Source organism: Mesorhizobium ciceri biovar biserrulae (genome assembly GCF_001618845.1).
Classification (GTDB): Bacteria; Pseudomonadota; Alphaproteobacteria; order Rhizobiales; family Rhizobiaceae; genus Mesorhizobium; species Mesorhizobium ciceri.
In genome coordinates, this window is the sequence record NZ_CP015064.1 from 5,159,371 (window position 1) to 5,175,558 (window position 16,188).

A 16,188-nucleotide genomic window follows, 5' to 3' on the forward strand; every position below is an offset into this window, starting at 1 on the left:
CCTCAGACCGTGCCGGCAATGGCGTTTTCGAGCAAGGTCAGCGCCGCCTTCTTGGTCAGCTTGACCGGGTTACCGCCGGCGGTCGGATCGACCACCGCCATGTCGGCGATCAGCGCCTTGCGTTTCTTGTCCATGTCGAGCCCCTTGATAAGGCCCGGCAGCGCATGCGGCACCTTCAATTCCTTGCGCAGCTTGATAATCGCCTTGGCGAACCCGTCGAAGCCGCCCTTGATGCCGCAATAGGCGGCGAGCCGGCCGATACGCTCCTCGATGGAGTCACGGTTGAAGGCGAGCACATAGGGCATGAACACCGCATTGGTCATGCCGTGATGGGTGTCATAGAGCGCACCGACCGGATGCGACAGCGAATGGATGGCGCCGAGCCCCTTCTGGAAGGCAGTGGCGCCCATGGCGGCGGCGCTCATCATGTGGGCGCGCGCGACGAGATCCCTGCCGTTGGCATAGGCCTTCGGCAGGTTCTCGAAGACCAGCCTCACACCTTCGACGGCGATGCCGTCGGCCATCGGATGATAGCCCGGCGCGCAATAGGCCTCGAGACAGTGGGCGAGCGCATCCATGCCGGTGCCGGCGGTGATGAAGCCGGGCATGCCGACCGACAGCTCCGGATCGGCAATGACGATTGCTGGCAAAAGTTTCGGATGGAAGATGACCTTCTTGGTGTGCGTCGCCTCATTGGTGATAACGCCGGCGCGGCCAACTTCCGATCCGGTCCCGGCGGTGGTCGGCACGGCGATGATCGGCGCGATGGCGTCCGAATTGGCGCGCGTCCACCAGTCGTCGACATCCTCGAAATCCCATACCGGCCTGACCTGCCCGGCCTGGAAGGCGATCAGCTTGCCGAGATCGAGCGCCGAACCGCCGCCGAAGGCGATGACGCCGTCATGCTTGCCCTTCTTGAACACGGCGATGCCGGCGGTCAGATTGGACTCGACCGGGTTAGGCCTGACCTCGGAGAAGACGCCGTAGGGAACCTTGGCGTCGTCGAGTATCTTCAGCGTCGAGGCGACGACCGGCAGTTTCGCCAGTCCAGGGTCGGTGACGAACAACGGCCGCTTGATGCCGGTGGCCGCCAGCACCTCAGGCAATTCCTTGATGCGGCCGGCGCCGAAGCGGACGGTGGTGGGGTAGTTCCATTTGGAGATCAGCTTGGACATTTTTGTCTTTCAATAAATCAGATGGCTTCGCGCAGATGGAATGATTTCGGCCGGGTCAGATTGTCGTAGCCGATAGCCGACAAGCCCGCACCCTTGCCGGTGTCCTTGACGCCGGTCCAGACCAAGGCCGGGTCGAGGTAGTCGCAGCGGTTCATGAACACCGTGCCGGTCTCGACGCGGTTGCCGATCGCCACGGCATGCTCGGTATCGCGCGTCCAGATCGAAGCGGTCAGCCCGTAGGGACTGTCGTTCATCAGCGCGATCGCCTCTTCGTCGTTGCGCACCTTCATGATGCCGACGATCGGGCCAAAGCTTTCCTCGCGCATGACGCTCATCTGATGATCGACTTCTGTCAGCACCTCAGGTGCCAGATAAGGCGAACCAGCCTTGTCGTTAGCCACCTTCATGTTGATGTGCGCTTTGGCACCCTTGCGCAGCGCTTCCGCCTTCTGTTCACGGATCAGGTCAGCAAAGCGCGCCTGCGCCATCGGTCCCATCGTCGTCGCCTGATCGAGCGGATTGCCGACGACATAGTTCTTTGTCTCGGCGATGAAGCCTTCGACGAATTCGTCATAGACCTTCTCGTGCACATAAACGCGTTCGATGCCGCAGCAGCACTGGCCGGAATTGTAGAAGGCGCCGTCGACCAGATTGGCGACCGCATGGTCCATCTTGGCGTCGGGCAGCACATAGGCCGGATCCTTGCCGCCAAGCTCGAGGCCGAGCGTCATGAAGGTGCCCGCCGCCGCCTTTTCGATGGCGCGGCCGCCGCCGACCGAACCGGTGAAATTGACGTGGTCGATCTTGCCCGAGCCGAGCAGCCTTTCGGTCTGGGCGTGGTTCAGCACGACATTCTGGAACACGCCCTTGGGCAGGCCGATCTTGTCGAAAGCCTGCTGAAAGCGCTCGCCGACCAGCAGCGTCTGCGCCGCATGCTTCAGGATCACGGTGTTGCCGGCCATCAGCGCCGGCACGATGGTGTTGACGGCGGTCAGATAGGGATAATTCCACGGCGCGATTACCATGACGACGCCAAGCGGGTCTTTCTTCACATAGCGGCGGAAACCGTCCTTCGGGTTGGAGGCCGGCACCGATTTGAGCGCCTGCTCGGCGATCTCGATCATGTAGTTGGTGCGTTCCTTGACGCCGCCGAATTCGCCGCCATAGCGCACGGGGCGCCCCATCTGCCAGGCGATTTCCGGCACGATCTCGTCGGTCATCGCGACCAGCGCTTCCAGCATAGCCAACATGTACTTGCCGCGCTCGACGATAGGCGTCTCAGCCCACTTCTCTTGCGCCGCCTTGGCGCGTTCCACTGCGGCGTTGATCGCCTGGTCTGTAGCAATCGGCCGCTCGGCATAGATCGAGCCATCGACGGGGGTAATGAGTTTGACCGTCTCGGTCATTTTGTAAGTCCTCGTATTCTACAACAAAATCGTATGGCTTGGCGCTGCCCCTCATCTGCCTGCCGGCAGCCTCCCCCACGGGGAAAGGCTAAGAGTGAAGGGGTGGCGCCGACGAACCGCCGATACCTAATACCGCTCGAAACCTCTGTGCAGTTCCCAATCCGTAATCCGGCGGTCGTATTCGAACTGCTCCCACTTTGCGGTGTGGACATAGTGTTCGAGCACATCCTCGCCGAGCGCCTGCTTGAGCATCTTCGACTTCGCCAGCGTGTCGGTGGCATCGCGCAGCGTCTTCGGAATCTCCGGCAGGCGAGATGCCTGATAGGCATCGCCGACGAACGGCTTCTGCAATTCCAGCTTTTCGTCGATGCCGGCAAGGCCGGCGGCGATCAGGGCTGCGAAAGCAAGATACGGGTTGAGGTCGGCGCCACCGATGCGGCATTCCATGCGGATGCCCTTGGTGCCCTCGCCGCACAGGCGGAAGCCTGCGGTGCGGTTGTCTTCGCTCCACATGATCTTGGTCGGCGCGAAGGTGCCGGCCTGGAAGCGCTTGTAGGAGTTGATATAGGGCGCCAGGAACCAGGTGAATTCCTTGGCGTATTTGAGCTGGCCGGCAGCCCATTGCTGGCCGAGTGTCGACAGCGTCCAGTCGGCCTTTTTGTCGAAGAACAGCGGTGTCTTGCCGTCGGCGCTCCACAGCGAATTGTGGATGTGGCTGGAATTGCCGGCGAGCCCGTAATTATACTTGGACATGAACGAAATCGCCTTGCCCTCGGACTCGGCGATTTCCTTGGCGCCGTTCTTCAGGATGACGTGGCGGTCGGCCATGTCGAGCGCCTCGGCATAGCGCACATTGATCTCTTCCTGGCCCGGACCCCACTCGCCCTTGGAATTCTCGATCGGAATGCCGGCCGCTTCCATTTCGTTGCGAAGCCGGCGCATGACGCCTTCTTCCTTGGTGGTGATGCCGATCTGGTAGTCGCCGATATAGGGCGATGCGGTGTCGAGACCTTGCCAGTGCTTCTTGCGGGCCGAATCGTAGGTCTCGTTGAACAGATAGAATTCGAGCTCGGATGCGAAATAGCCGATATAGCCGCGCTCGCTCAGCCGCTTGACCTGCTTCTTCAAGATGGCGCGCGGCGAATGCGGCAGGTCGTCATGCGTGTGGTGGTCGAGCACGTCGCAGATCACGAGCGCGGTCTTTTCCAGCCAGGGAATGCGCCGCAGTGTGGCGAGATCCGGCTTCATGACGAAATCGCCATAGCCCTTCGACCAGCTCGCCGCCTTGTAGCCCGGCACCGGCTCCATATCGATGTCTGCGGCCAGCAGATAATTGCATCCATGCGTTTCGTCATGCGCGGAATCGACGAAGTACTGCGCCAGGAAGCGTTTTCCCGCCAGCCGTCCCTGCATGTCGACGATGCAGGCCAGCACGGTGTCGATCTCACCGCTGGAGACCGCTTTCTTCAACTGATCGAACGAGAAATTTCCGGCCATTCCTTTGGCACTCCAGCGCTTGGGCTTTGAATGAGTTGAACGAAACCATGGCCGGCACGATGCCGGCCATGGCCATGATGGTCGAGGTCAGTGGCCGGTTTCGCCGACTGCCTGTTCGGCCGCCTTGATGGCCGCCTGACGCGCCGCAATGATGTCGCCGAGCGGCGGCCCCTGGAAGCGGCGCTTCTCGAAGCCGAACCAGACGACTGCCGTCAGGATGAAGAAGCCGACGGTGATGTAGAGCGCCCAATCGTTCGGCGGCTGGATGCCGATGATGAAGATCAGGATCATTGAGACGATCGACAGGAAGGCGAACAGCATGAACACGCCGCGCCCCATGTTCCAGGGACCCATCTTGTCCCACTTCGGCGTGCCCCAGGCGAGCATGCCGAGCACGATCGGCACGGTGAAGGAGAGGAACAGGAAGATGACGGTGCAGGAAACCACGATGGTGTAGGCCGAAGTGCCTGCGACCGAAACCAGCGTCGAACCCCAGACGAACAGCACCGACAGGATCGAAGCCGTCCAGATCGCCGCCACCGGCGTGCGGTAGGTCGGGCTGACCTTGGCGAGTGCCGCCGAACCCGGCAGGCCGCCGTCACGCGAGAAGGCGAAGATCATGCGCGAGGCAGACGTCACCGTGGCAAGGCCGCACAGCAGCTGCGCGACGAACACGACGAGGTAGACGAACTCCTTGATGCCGGGGCTTACACGCTGGTCGAAGGCCCAGAAGAACACGTTCCAGCCCTGCTTGGCGGCATCGTCCATGTTCGGGATCATCAGCACGAAGGCGGCCAGGAACAGATAGCCGAAAACGGCCGACCAGATCACCGACATGACCATGGCGCGCGGCACGGAAGAAGCCGCCTTGATGGTTTCCTCCGAGGTGTGCGCGGAAGCGTCATAACCGGTGATCGTGTAGATCGGCAGCAACAGGCCGAGCGCGAACACCCAGGCATTCGAGACGGATGGCCACACGCCGGCGCCTGCGTCCCCGGAATAGTTCTTGAAGGTGAAGAGACGGCTGAAATCCCAGGTCTCAGCGGAAGCCAGGCAGACGATGGCGATCAGGATCGAGCCGAAGAAGATGAGATAGCCCGAGAAATCGGTCAGCTTCGCCGTCAGCTTGATGCCGAGATGGTTGATCAGCGCCTGCGCGCCGGTGATGATGATCAGAAAGATCATCTGGTTTGTCAGCGTGCCTTCGATTCCGAGCGTCGGGCCGAAAGCGCCGATGAAAAACGTCCAGGTGCCGACATTGATGGCGCCGAGCACGGTGATCAGGCCGAGCAGATTGAGCCATGCGGTGACCCAGCCGGTGCCACGGTTGCCGAGGATCGAACCCCAGTGATAGAGGCCGCCGGCCGTCGGATAGGCCGAGCTGATCTGCGACATGGCGACCGCGAAGGTCAGCGAAACGAAGCAGCCGACCAGCCAGCCGATGCCGATGCCGATGCCGCCGGCGCCGGAGGTGGCCTGGGCCAGCGAATTGATGCCGCCCGACAGGATGCAGATGATGGAGAAGGAAACGGCGAAGTTCGAAAAGCGACTGAGGCGCCGCTCCAATTCCTGGGCATAGCCCATGCTGTGGAGGTGCTTTACGTCCTCCGCCTTGTCAACTTCAGTATAACCCGGTGCTGCCATTTTAGTGTCCCCTGTTGGTTTTCGGGTCGGGATGAGATCCCGCCCTAGCTAGCCGATTGAACTGACTTTCCGACTGAATGCGATCTGGTGTGTCCGGCCTCCTCTGGCTCCAGATCCGAAAAAATGCCCGTGAGCAGATCCGCCCATTTCCGCTGCCCGGTCTCGCCGGCGATTTCATCGTTGCGGATTTCGATCATCGCGCAGGGCAGTCCGCGCGAGCGCGCATGCCGTTCCAGCGTGAAATAGACGCGGTCATCAGGTGAATACGGCTCGTTGACCCCGACGGTGACACCGGAAAGCCGCTTCAGCGCCGATATCAGCGGCGCCGCCAGCCGGCGATCCTCGTCATGGATGATGCCGATATGCCAGGGCCGGTTGCGGCCCTTGTATACCGGCGTGAAGGAATGGACCGAAACCAGCCGCGTTTCATGACCGTGTGACAGCCTGTGGCTGATGATATCCGCAATCGTATCGTGGAAAGGGCGCCACGAAAGCGCGACACGCGCGGCACGCTCACTTTCCGACAGGCCGGCATTGCCCGGTATGGCTGTTGTCTCACTGACCGGCGGCACCAGGTCGGGCGCGTCAAGCGGCCGGTTGCAGTCGATGACAAGGCGCGAAATGCGGGTTTCGACCAGCGTCGCGTCGAGCGCCTGCGCCATGCGGCGGGCAACCGGCAGCGCGCCGGGATCCCAGGCGATGTGGCGCGACAGGTCCTCGACAGCAAGGCCGAGCGTGCCGAATTCGGCGGGCAGGAAGTTCGAGGCGTGATCGCAGGTCAGCACGAAAGGGCTTGATCCGCCGGGGTTCGTCACCCTTACGGTATCAGACGATGCAAGGCTGGCGGGCCGTGCTTTCTCCATACTCTGCCGTCCCCGGGGAGCGCTGTATCGTATGTTACGTATTTTGCCTCATTGCGTCCCGGTGGATGATTTCATACAGTTTGTCCGGCTTTGTCAAATGCGATTTCGGAAAAGACCATCGACCGAGCCAAGGGTGGGGAAAAGATGATTTCCAACATTGCCGAACTGATCGCCGACCGCATCGGCACGATGCCGGCCAGCGAACGGCGCGCGGCCCAGACACTGATTGCCTTCTACCCGATGATCGGCTTGAAAACGGTCGCTGAATTCTCGGCCGCAGCCGGCGTTTCCTCGCCGACGATCCTGCGTTTCGTCGCCCGGTTGGGCTTTCAGAACTATCCGGAATTCCAGTCGAGCCTGCAGGACGAACTGGCGGCGCAACTGCAATCGCCGGCGACAAGGACGCTCAATCCGCCCTCGCCCGGCGGCGGGACCGTGTCGCCGATGCTGGAAGCGACGCTCGACAATATGCGCGAGACATTCAGGCACCTGTCCGACAAGCAGCTTGCCGACATCGCCGCCCGGCTGGCGGACCGGCGCGGCAAGACCTTCCTGATCGGCGGCCGCTTCACCGATCCGCTGGCGCGCTACATGGCCGCCCACCTCGCCATCATCCAGCCGGATGTCTTTCACCTCGCCGGGCAGGAAAGCATGTGGCGTGACCGGCTGATCGACATGGGCAAGCGCGACGTGCTGGTCATCTTCGACATCAGGCGCTACCAGGACAGCCTCCTCCGCTTCGCCGAGAAGGCGCATCAGCGTGGCGTGCAGATCGTGCTGTTCACCGACCAGTGGCTGTCGCCGATCGCCCGCCTTGCTCGCCATGTCATCGCCGGACGAACCGCGGTGCCGTCGGCATGGGATTCATCGGCGGCCCTTTTCGTCGTCGCCGAAACGCTGATCGGCGCCGTCACCAGGCAACTGGAAGCAGAAGGCGCCAAACGCATTCGCGAGATGGAAAGTCTGCGTTAGTGCATATGCGATGATCCGAAGCGTTACGCATATTTTCTCAAACGTTACATATATTTAATGTGCGCAGCCCCCGGAGAATTGTCATAAAGACGCGATATCGAGACGGCTTCTTTGCCTTACAATAGCCTCGCTGCGTCTGCTTCATTTCGGGAAACCGGTAGACGGAAGGATTGTTTTACCAACCGGAGTGCTGATGGCCGCCTGGAAACAGATACTTTTTGCACTCATGGTGCTGGTGGTGGCGGCAGCCGCCTGGCTGCGCTTTTATCCCGGCGCACCGGACGTGCTGGCACGTTGGGGCATCGACTGGGCTTACGCGGCAACGCCCCCGGCTGAAACCGGTGCCGCCAACGCGAGGCAGGCAAACGGCCGCAACGGCAACCAGCGGGTGAACGTGGTCGCCTTGGCGGCCACTTCGGCTGTTATCAACGACCGCCTGCAGGCGATCGGCACCGGCCGTGCCAACGCCTCGGTGACCGTCAATCCTTACAGCTCCGGCCGCCTCGCCGAACTGCTGGTCGAGTCCGGCAGCCATGTCGAAAAGGGACAGATCCTCGCCACCCTCGATTCCGAGACCGAAGTGATCTCTCAGGACCGTGCCAAGCTCGCCTTGCAGGACGCTCAGTCCAAGCTCGACCGCGTCAAGTCGCTGCGTGCCTCCAATGCCGCGACCCCGGTAGCCGTGGCTGACGCCGAGGTGGTGCTGGCGGGCGCCAAGCTGGCGCTTCAGGACGCGGAACTTGCACTGCAGCGCCGGTCGATCCTGGCGCCGATCGCCGGCACCGTCGGCATCCTGCCGATCTCGGCCGGCAATTACGTCACCAACCAGTCGGCCATCGCCACGCTCGACGACCGGTCCTCGATCCTGGTCGATTTCCTGGTGCCCGAGCGCTTCGCCGCCGCCGTCAAGGTCGGTGCGCAGTTGACGGCGACGCCGATTGCCAATCCCAGCAACGCCTATAGCGGCACCGTTTCGGCCATCGACAACCACATCGATGAAAAGAGTCGCACCCTGCTGGTCAAGGCCAAGATCGCCAACCCGGCCGATTCGCTGCGCGCCGGCATGTCGTTCGGCATCACCATGAAATTTCCGGGGCAAACCTATCCGGCCGTCAGCCCGCTGGCGATCCTGTGGGGGTCGGACGGCGCCTATGTCTGGCAGATCGAGGATGGCAAGGCCAGGCGGGTCCCGGTGCGCATCATCCAGCGCAACACCGAGACCGTGCTGATCGACGCCGAGATCGACAATGGCGACATGGTGGTCACAGAAGGCACCCAGAGCGTCAGCGAGGGCGGCGCGGTTCGCCTTGCCGGCGAAGAGCAGCGCGCCGCGGACGCCGCCGCAGGCTCATGACCGGAACCATCAACACCGCCAGCGAGACCGGCTTCACCGCCCTGTTCATCCGCAGGCCGGTCATGGCCTTCGTGCTGAACACACTGATTGCGGTCGCCGGCCTGGCCGCTTTCTACGGCGTCGAGATCCGCGAACTGCCTGATGTCGACCGCGCGGTCGTCACTGTTTCCACCACCTTCGAGGGCGCGGCGGCCGAGACCGTCGACCGCGAACTGACCGACACGATCGAGGGCGCCGTCGCCCGCGTCTCAGGCGTCAAGTCGATCTCGTCGTCTTCCTCGTTCGGCTCGAGCCGCGTCACCATCGAGTTCAACGACGGCGTCGATCTGAATGTCGCCGCCTCGGACGTGCGTGATGCTGTCGGCCGCGTCGCCAATCAGATGCCCGACACCGCCGATCCGCCGCGCATCGTCAAGGCCGACGCCAATTCCGACGCGGTGATGCGACTGGCGGTGACCTCGGACAACATGTCGATCCAGGACATGACCGTGGTGGTCCAGGACCAGATCGAGGACGAGCTTGCCGCCGTGCCCGGCGTTGCCGACGTCCAGGTCTATGGCGACCGCGACAAGATCTTTCGCATCGATGTCGACCAGAACAAGCTGGCCAGCCTCGGCTTCACGGTTGCCGATCTCAGGGCCGCCCTTGCCTCGGTCGCTTTCGATTCCCCTGCCGGTTCGATCACCACGACCAACCAGGACCTGATCGTCCGCACGACTGCCGACGTGACCACGCCGGAAGAGTTCGAAAACATCATTGTCGGCGGCACGACGCGCATCCGCGACGTCGCCACCGTCACGCTCGGTCCCGACGTCGGCCAGACCACGCTGCGCTCGGACGGCAAGACCGGCATCGGCATCGGCATCATCCGCCAGGCGGAATCGAACACGCTGGACATCTCGACCGGTGTCCAGGCCGCCGTCGCCAAGCTGCAGGAAAACCTGCCCAAGGGCATGTCGATCAAGATCACCAGCGACGACGCCGTCTTCGTCAAGGGCGCGGTGCACGAGGTCGAGATCGCACTCGGCCTGTCCGTGACTATGGTGCTGATCGTCATCTATGTGTTTCTCCTCGACTGGCGCGCGACGCTGATCCCCGGCCTGTCGATGCCGGTCGCCATGATCGGCACCATCGCTGCCATCTATCTGGCCGGCTTCTCGGTCAACATCCTGACCCTGCTCGCTCTGGTGCTGGCGACGGGACTGGTCGTCGACGACGCCATCGTCGTGCTCGAAAACATCGTGCGACGACGCAATGAAGGCATGGGGCCCCGCGCCGCCGCCGTGCTTGGCGCGCAGGAAGTGTTTTTCGCCGTCATTGCCACCACCTTGACGCTGGTCGCCGTCTTCGTGCCGATTTCGTTCCTGCCCGGCCAGACCGGCGGCCTGTTCCGCGAATTCGGCTTCGTGCTTGCCATGTCGGTGCTATTGTCCTGCGTTGTGGCGCTGACGCTGTGCCCGATGCTCGCCTCGCGCATGCTGACCAGCGCATCGCTCCACCACGAAGGGGGCCATGGCATCGGCGCCCGCATCGGCGGCGCGCTCAGTACGGCCTACAAGCGCGGCCTACACGCCTGCCTCGACGCGCCATGGATCGTGCTTCTGGTCGCGGTGCTGTTTGCCGGCACCGCCTTCACGCTGTTCGGCACCATCCGCCAGGAGCTGACGCCGACCGAGGACCGCGCCGCCGTGCTTCTGCGCATCAGCGCCCCGCAAGGCGTCAGCCTCGACTATACGACGCAGCAGATGCAGAAGATCGAGAGACTGATCCAGCCGATGCGCGATTCCGGCGAGATCCGCTCGACCTTCGAGAATGCCGGCCAGAACGGCTCCTACAATTCCGGCTTCATGGTGATGACGTTGGCGCCGTGGAACGAGCGCAGCCGCAGCCAGCAGGAGATCATGGCCGAGATCAGCCAGTTGACCAGGCAGGTGCCGAGCGTGCGCATCTTCCCGGTACAGCCCAACAGCCTCGGCATCCGTGGCGCCGGCAACGGCCTGCAGTTCGCGCTGGTCGGCAACGACCGCAAGGCGCTCGGCGACGCAGCCGTGAAGATCATCGCCGAGATGCAGAAGGACGCGCGCTTCCAGACACCGCGCCTGTCGATCGACCCGACGCAACCGCAGCTCGCCGTGGCCATCGACCGCGAGCGCGCCTCCGACCTCGGCATCGACATATCGGGACTGGCCAACACCTTGCAGGCCATGCTCGACGGCAACGATGTCGTCGACGTCTACATTGCCGACCGCAGCTACGGCGTGAAGCTGGTCTCGACCACCAATCCGATCAACGATCCGACCGATCTGGAAAACATCTTCCTGAAGACGGCAGACGGACGTTTCGTGCCGATGTCGACCATCGCCACGCTGACCGAACGTGCCGTACCGCCATCACTGTCGCGCGAACAGCAGCAGCCCTCGGTGGCCATCACCTCCAACCTCAGTGGCGACTTCGCACTTGGCGACGCGCTCACCCGCGCCGAGGAGATCGCCACGCCGCTGCTGCCTGCGGGCAGCCGCATCCTGCCTCTGGCCGAGGCGGCGACGCTGGGCGAAACCAACAGCGCCATGATCACCATTTTCGGCTTCGCGCTGGTCATCATCCTTTTGGTGCTGGCCGCCCAGTTCGAAAGTTTCGTCAGTGCCGTCATCATCATGGCGACGGTGCCGCTCGGACTGGCCTGCGCGATTTTCGCGCTTCTGCTCTCGGGCACCAGTCTCAACGCCTACAGCCAGATCGGCCTGGTGCTTTTGGTTGGCGTCATGGCCAAGAACGGCATCCTGATCGTCGAATTCGCCAACCAGCTGCGCGATCGCGGGCTTGGCGTGCGCGAAGCGATCGAGCAGGCCTCGATCATCCGCGTGCGGCCGGTGATGATGACGATGATCTGCACCGTGCTCGGCGGCTTGCCGCTGGTGCTGGCGAGCGGCGCCGGTGCCGAGGCGCGCGTCGCGCTCGGCTGGGTCATCGTCGGCGGCCTGGGGCTGGCCACCGTCTCGACACTGTTCCTGACGCCGGTCGCCTATCTCCTGCTTGGCCGCTTCGTCACGCCGAAGACCCATGAGGAAGCGCGACTGAAGCGCGAGTTGGAGGAAGCCGCCTACACCAATGTGGAACCGGCGGAGTAAAGAAATCCAGGGAAAAGTGTGTAGCGGTTTTCCGTCCGGAATTTCGTAAGAAAAATAGTTCCGCCTATCTCAAGAACCGGCCTTCGATCGACCAGCGCGCGGCGAGGAAATTCAGCACCGCCGCCACCACGACACCGGCGATCTTTGCCGGCCACACTCCGGCGATGCCGGCAAACAGCGCGATGGAGAGGCTGGAGACGCCGAGCGAAATCAGCCCTCCAAGCGAGGCGAAGCGAAGGAATGCGTCACGCAGCCGGATGGCTCGATTGCGCTCGAACGACCAGAAGCCGTTCGCCGCGAAGGAAAAGGTGACGGCGATGAACCAGGCAGCAACGTTGGCCGGCAGCGGCGAAGCACCGAGCTTGAGCAGCAGGAAAAAGCTGGCAAGGTCGATGGCTGTGTTGGCCAGTCCGACAATGGCAAAGCGGACGATCTTGTTGCCGGTCGAACGCGGGGGCCGCTCGGCGTCGTTCATCCCCTGCCATCCATGATTGCGACATTGGCGCGGGCCAGGCTGGCTCCGAACGCGTCCGATGCCAGGGCCGCGAATTCGACCTCGCGCACAGCTTGCATCGTGTCGCGCGCGCGCAGCGTCTCGTCGACATGGCCGGGATGGCACATGAACAGCCCTTGTTCCGGCAACCCTTCGACGGCGGCCTGCAGAACCGCAGTGAATTTTTCGGGCTGCCGCCAGTCATAGATGCCGGCGAGCGGCTGGAAAACGATGAAGCCGGCGCGCTGCATCGAACGGTTGAACCCGGCAGCGAGCGCGGCAATCGCGGCGACCTTCGACCCTGCGGCCAGCGCCGGGCCGCCGCGTAGGGCCGGCCTGTCGGCGCCTTCTGGAAACCGCGCGCGCAGCCATGTGCGCACGACGGGAAGGAAATGCACATGCTGATGCCCGTCGACGAAATCGGGGCGGCGGCCAAGCGCCTCGACGAAGCGGCTGTACTGGGCGTCAAGCTCGGCATGAACATGGCGCTCGTCGATGCGGCCGCGCAGAACAGGCAAGGCCAGTGCGCGGAGCGGTGGCAGCCGGCCTTCCGGCGCCAGGCTCGACCGGCCGGTGACCGCCGGCTGGTCGGTCAAGGTGAGATGCAGCCCGACCGCGGCCCGGCCGCACAGCGGTTTTATGCGCTCTGCCTCCGCTTCCCATTCCGGAAAGCCGGTCATGCAGCTGGTGCCGGTCAGGCGGCCGCGATCGAGCAGGTCGAGAATCGCGGCGGAAACGCCGGGCGCCAGGCCGTAATCGTCGGCGATCAGGCGGATGCGCCGCGTCATCTGTTCGAAGTGCCCGGCTCCGGCCGATCGGCGGGGGCCACGCTGCGCACGACGTCGCGCACGAGATAGACCGGGCGATCCTTGCTCTCGCTGAGCGTGACCCAGACGTATTCGCCGATCAGGCCAAGCAAGGTCAGGTTGAGGCCGCCGAGCAGGACGACGGCAACCAGCAGGCTGGGGTAGCCCGGAACGGCAATGCCGTAGAAGATCACCTCGAAGAGCACCTTGGCGCCATAGAGCGCACCGGCCAACGCCGCGAGCAGCCCGCTGAGGCTGATGAGACGCAAGGGAATGACGGAAAAGGAAGTAAAACCTTCGAGCGAGAAGGCGATCAGGTTGAGCCGGCTCCATTTCGACGTGCCGCTGGCGCGGCCTTCCGGCGAATAGGGCAACGCCTTCTGGCGAAAGCCGGCCCAGGCAAACAGGCCCTTGTTGAAGCGACGCTTGTCGCGCAGGCTGGTCAGCGCGCGCGCCACGGCGCCGCGCATGACGCGAAAGTCGCCGGCATTTTCGGGAATGTCGAAACGCTGGCTCGAGTTGATCAGGCTGTAGAAAAGCCGTGCGAGCTGGCTGCGCCGCCAGCTCGCCTCGCGGCGGTCGTTCTGCGCATAGACGACGTCGATGTCCGGATGGTCCACCAGCTCGGCGATCAGCTTCAGGCTGATGTCCAGGGAATGCTGGAGGTCGGCGTCCATGATCAGCACCATGTCGCCGCGCGACTGGTCGAGGCCGGCGAGCACCGCGACTTCCTTGCCGAAATTGCGGCTGAGGCGCACGATCTCCCACGACCCCGTCAGCGCTTGCGAAAACCGCACGGCGCCATCGTCACGACTGCCGTCATCGACGAGGATCTTGTGTACGGTCATGCCGAAGCGTTGTGCCACGGCCACTTCGAGCTCGCCCAGCAGGCGCGCGAAGGCCGATGCCGATGCCGCCTCGTTGAAGAACGGTGCGACGATATCGAGGCTCGGCCGCAACTCAACCATTGGCGACTCCCGCATTCACCACCTTTTCCCGTGCCTTGGCCCAGAACCACCAGATCAGCGAACCGGCGATAAAAGTGACGGCGACCGGCCGGAACCAGGGGAAGAGGAAATCGTGCACATGGCGCTCGACGCCGCTCAACCCGGTCACGAACAGCGTCGTCGACAGCACCGAGGCAAGGACGCCGCCCCGTTCTTCGCGCCACAACAGGGCGATGGCAAGACCGGCTGGTACCGCGATCATGGCAAAGGTGTTTGGCTCGACGCGCGGGTTGAAGACGCACATGTAGAAAGTGGCTGTCAGGAAGATCGCCAGCGCCGCCTTTCCCTGTTCGAGCCTGCGGTCGAACCAGATGACGGCAGAAAGCGTAAACAGGGCCATGACCATGCGCACGATCGTTGCGCCGAATTCCGGAATTGGCAGTCCTATCGTGGTGAACGGTGCCGTGAAATCGGTGGGCACGAAATGGCTGGTGTTGTCGACGGCCATGGAGGTCAGCATCTGGATGAAGACACGATACTGGTCGTTGAGATAGCCGGCGGGAGCAAAAGCGTAAGGCAGTGCCAGCACGAACAGCAGCGCCAGCACCAGCACCGGTATCAGCCGGAGCCGAAGGGCTCCTACCAACAACAGCATTATGATCGCGGTCGGCTTGGCGATGATGGCAAGCGAAGCCCAGAAGAACGTCTCCGCCCGCCGCCCTTCCAGCGCCGACAGGGTGAGAAGCCAGCAAGCGCCGGTCAAAAGGATCGTCGCCTGGCCGTTGCGGATCGCCCCCACCGCCATCGGCAAAGCGAGGAAAAGACCGAAAGAAAGCAGCCATGTCAGTTCGCCGCCGCCGAGCTTGCGCACCTGCCGCATCGCGGCGTAGGTCAGCACCGCAAAGCCAATGGAATGCCAAAACAAGCCGCCCAGATGCGGACCAAGCTTGACTATTGGAGTGTAGAGCGCGGCAAAGGCCGGCGCGTAGAGATACCCCATCTCGGACTGGGTGTCGTAGAGCGGCAGACCGGCCTGAAGCGCCTCGCTGCCGTCGATATAGGCCTGCCATACCGTCCGCGTGTGCGGCGACCACAGGACCAGGGCAAGAACGACCAGGAACGCTCCGATCCACAGGCCAAACCCCAAACGGTCGAAAACCGGCTTGGAAATCGTCATCAAGGCGCTCCACACAATCCCGGAACTGGATCAGTCCAGCCTGTCCCGGCATTCGATGGCGGCGGCATATCACGGACGAAGCGGCGTGGCATAGGGGGCTGACGAACGTCAGGGCCGCACCTCCTTCGCCTCGAATATGCGTTCCCACCTTCATGGCTGCCGTCCGAGGCTGGCGACCTGACTAATCGCCAGTGAATTCGGGCAAACGAAAATAGGGGTTGCGCGGATCAAAGGGATATTTCGGCTCGCCCTTACCAGCAAGAACAGCCCCCGGAATCAGCACGCCTTTCGGCCCGAACTGATAGTCGATGCCGGCACAGAGGTGAGCGAGATCCTGGTAGTTGAAACTGCGCAACGCACTGCCACCTTCAAATGCAGCTGCTTTGAGTTGCTCAGGCGTGAGCGGCCCGATCGTCCTGTCGCGATAGGCTTTGATCTTGGCCTTGTTGAGTCTGGAGGCCTGACATTCGGCGCCGACGACCCGCGCCAGCATGATATTCCTGACCGCGGTCCCGGCAGGATCATCCAGCGGGGCCGAATATTTCTTGAGAAAGTAATTCGTACTGGGATCGTTCGTCATCGCCTTGCGCCAAAACGGCGGGAACTTTTCGGCAGCCTGTGCACCAATGGTACTGGCCATCGACATGAGGACAATCGGGACAAACCACCATTTTCTCACAAGCAGCCCCTTTTTTGCAGTAACTGGACTTCGCTCGCCAGCCATTT

General features: G+C 63.0%; 13 protein-coding genes. 3 read left to right on the plus strand and 10 right to left on the minus strand.

Annotated elements, in window-relative coordinates; translation table 11 throughout:
• Positions 1 to 2: 2 nt before the first annotated feature.
• From A4R29_RS24250 to A4R29_RS24270, 5 genes are all read right to left on the minus strand, one after another.
• Complete coding sequence (locus A4R29_RS24250; RefSeq protein ID WP_013529684.1) at positions 3 to 1,175, minus strand: iron-containing alcohol dehydrogenase; 1,173 nt, start codon at positions 1,173 to 1,175, stop codon at positions 3 to 5.
• Between the two features lie 17 nt (positions 1,176 to 1,192).
• Positions 1,193 to 2,581, minus strand: a complete 1,389-nt coding sequence (locus tag A4R29_RS24255) for an aldehyde dehydrogenase family protein (protein WP_063173060.1) — start codon at positions 2,579 to 2,581, stop codon at positions 1,193 to 1,195.
• Between the two features lie 126 nt (positions 2,582 to 2,707).
• Entirely contained in the window at positions 2,708 to 4,078 is a 1,371-nt protein-coding gene (locus A4R29_RS24260; RefSeq protein ID WP_013529682.1) for a glutamine synthetase family protein, read from the minus strand.
• 87 nt (positions 4,079 to 4,165) lie between these two features.
• Entirely contained in the window at positions 4,166 to 5,722 is a 1,557-nt protein-coding gene (locus A4R29_RS24265) for an amino acid permease (protein WP_013529681.1), read from the minus strand.
• 44 nt (positions 5,723 to 5,766) lie between these two features.
• Positions 5,767 to 6,585, minus strand: a complete 819-nt coding sequence (locus A4R29_RS24270; protein WP_063173061.1) for an N-formylglutamate amidohydrolase — start codon at positions 6,583 to 6,585, stop codon at positions 5,767 to 5,769.
• A gap of 144 nt (positions 6,586 to 6,729) precedes the next feature.
• Here A4R29_RS24270 and A4R29_RS24275 point away from each other — a divergent pair, with 144 nt between their 5' ends.
• From A4R29_RS24275 to A4R29_RS24285, 3 genes are all read left to right on the plus strand, one after another.
• On the plus strand, positions 6,730 to 7,557 hold the full coding sequence (locus A4R29_RS24275) for a MurR/RpiR family transcriptional regulator (protein WP_013529679.1): 828 nt from the start codon (positions 6,730 to 6,732) through the stop codon (positions 7,555 to 7,557).
• A gap of 193 nt (positions 7,558 to 7,750) precedes the next feature.
• Positions 7,751 to 8,911: an efflux RND transporter periplasmic adaptor subunit gene (locus A4R29_RS24280; protein ID WP_013529678.1), complete on the plus strand. Its 1,161-nt coding sequence runs from the start codon at positions 7,751 to 7,753 to the stop codon at positions 8,909 to 8,911.
• The gene (locus A4R29_RS24285; protein WP_027161377.1) at positions 8,908 to 12,039 is read left to right on the plus strand and encodes an efflux RND transporter permease subunit; all 3,132 of its coding nucleotides are present in this window, start codon (positions 8,908 to 8,910) and stop codon (positions 12,037 to 12,039) included. The genes A4R29_RS24280 and A4R29_RS24285 overlap by 4 nt, the downstream gene beginning before the upstream one ends.
• 64 nt (positions 12,040 to 12,103) lie before the next feature.
• Here the strand turns inward: A4R29_RS24285 and A4R29_RS24290 are convergent, their stop codons facing one another.
• From A4R29_RS24290 to A4R29_RS24310, 5 genes are all read right to left on the minus strand, one after another.
• Positions 12,104 to 12,514, minus strand: a complete 411-nt coding sequence (locus A4R29_RS24290; protein WP_013529676.1) for a GtrA family protein — start codon at positions 12,512 to 12,514, stop codon at positions 12,104 to 12,106.
• The gene (locus tag A4R29_RS24295) at positions 12,511 to 13,320 is read right to left on the minus strand and encodes a ChbG/HpnK family deacetylase (RefSeq protein ID WP_063173062.1); all 810 of its coding nucleotides are present in this window, start codon (positions 13,318 to 13,320) and stop codon (positions 12,511 to 12,513) included. The genes A4R29_RS24290 and A4R29_RS24295 overlap by 4 nt, the downstream gene beginning before the upstream one ends.
• Positions 13,317 to 14,306, minus strand: coding sequence for a glycosyltransferase family 2 protein (locus A4R29_RS24300; protein WP_063168966.1), 990 nt, complete (start codon positions 14,304 to 14,306; stop codon positions 13,317 to 13,319). The genes A4R29_RS24295 and A4R29_RS24300 overlap by 4 nt, the downstream gene beginning before the upstream one ends.
• Positions 14,299 to 15,462, minus strand: coding sequence for a glycosyltransferase 87 family protein (locus A4R29_RS24305; protein WP_063173063.1), 1,164 nt, complete (start codon positions 15,460 to 15,462; stop codon positions 14,299 to 14,301). Before A4R29_RS24305 ends, A4R29_RS24300 begins: the two co-directional genes overlap by 8 nt.
• A 181-nt stretch (positions 15,463 to 15,643) precedes the next feature.
• On the minus strand, positions 15,644 to 16,186 hold the full coding sequence (locus tag A4R29_RS24310) for a hypothetical protein (RefSeq protein ID WP_167355188.1): 543 nt from the start codon (positions 16,184 to 16,186) through the stop codon (positions 15,644 to 15,646).
• Positions 16,187 to 16,188: the final 2 nt, after the last annotated feature.

Excerpts from the sequence above, each read along its gene's own strand:
- A4R29_RS24250 (WP_013529684.1), bottom strand. The coding sequence starts at position 1,175 with ATGTCCAAGCTGATCTCCAAATGGAACTACCCCACCACCGTCCGCTTC.
- A4R29_RS24255 (WP_063173060.1), bottom strand. The coding sequence starts at position 2,581 with ATGACCGAGACGGTCAAACTCATTACCCCCGTCGATGGCTCGATCTAT.
- A4R29_RS24260 (WP_013529682.1), bottom strand. The coding sequence starts at position 4,078 with ATGGCCGGAAATTTCTCGTTCGATCAGTTGAAGAAAGCGGTCTCCAGC.
- A4R29_RS24265 (WP_013529681.1), bottom strand. The coding sequence starts at position 5,722 with ATGGCAGCACCGGGTTATACTGAAGTTGACAAGGCGGAGGACGTAAAG.
- A4R29_RS24270 (WP_063173061.1), bottom strand. The coding sequence starts at position 6,585 with ATGGAGAAAGCACGGCCCGCCAGCCTTGCATCGTCTGATACCGTAAGG.
- A4R29_RS24275 (WP_013529679.1), top strand. The coding sequence starts at position 6,730 with ATGATTTCCAACATTGCCGAACTGATCGCCGACCGCATCGGCACGATG.
- A4R29_RS24280 (WP_013529678.1), top strand. The coding sequence starts at position 7,751 with ATGGCCGCCTGGAAACAGATACTTTTTGCACTCATGGTGCTGGTGGTG.
- A4R29_RS24285 (WP_027161377.1), top strand. The coding sequence starts at position 8,908 with ATGACCGGAACCATCAACACCGCCAGCGAGACCGGCTTCACCGCCCTG.
- A4R29_RS24290 (WP_013529676.1), bottom strand. The coding sequence starts at position 12,514 with ATGAACGACGCCGAGCGGCCCCCGCGTTCGACCGGCAACAAGATCGTC.
- A4R29_RS24295 (WP_063173062.1), bottom strand. The coding sequence starts at position 13,320 with ATGACGCGGCGCATCCGCCTGATCGCCGACGATTACGGCCTGGCGCCC.
- A4R29_RS24300 (WP_063168966.1), bottom strand. The coding sequence starts at position 14,306 with ATGGTTGAGTTGCGGCCGAGCCTCGATATCGTCGCACCGTTCTTCAAC.
- A4R29_RS24305 (WP_063173063.1), bottom strand. The coding sequence starts at position 15,462 with ATGACGATTTCCAAGCCGGTTTTCGACCGTTTGGGGTTTGGCCTGTGG.
- A4R29_RS24310 (WP_167355188.1), bottom strand. The coding sequence starts at position 16,186 with ATGGCTGGCGAGCGAAGTCCAGTTACTGCAAAAAAGGGGCTGCTTGTG.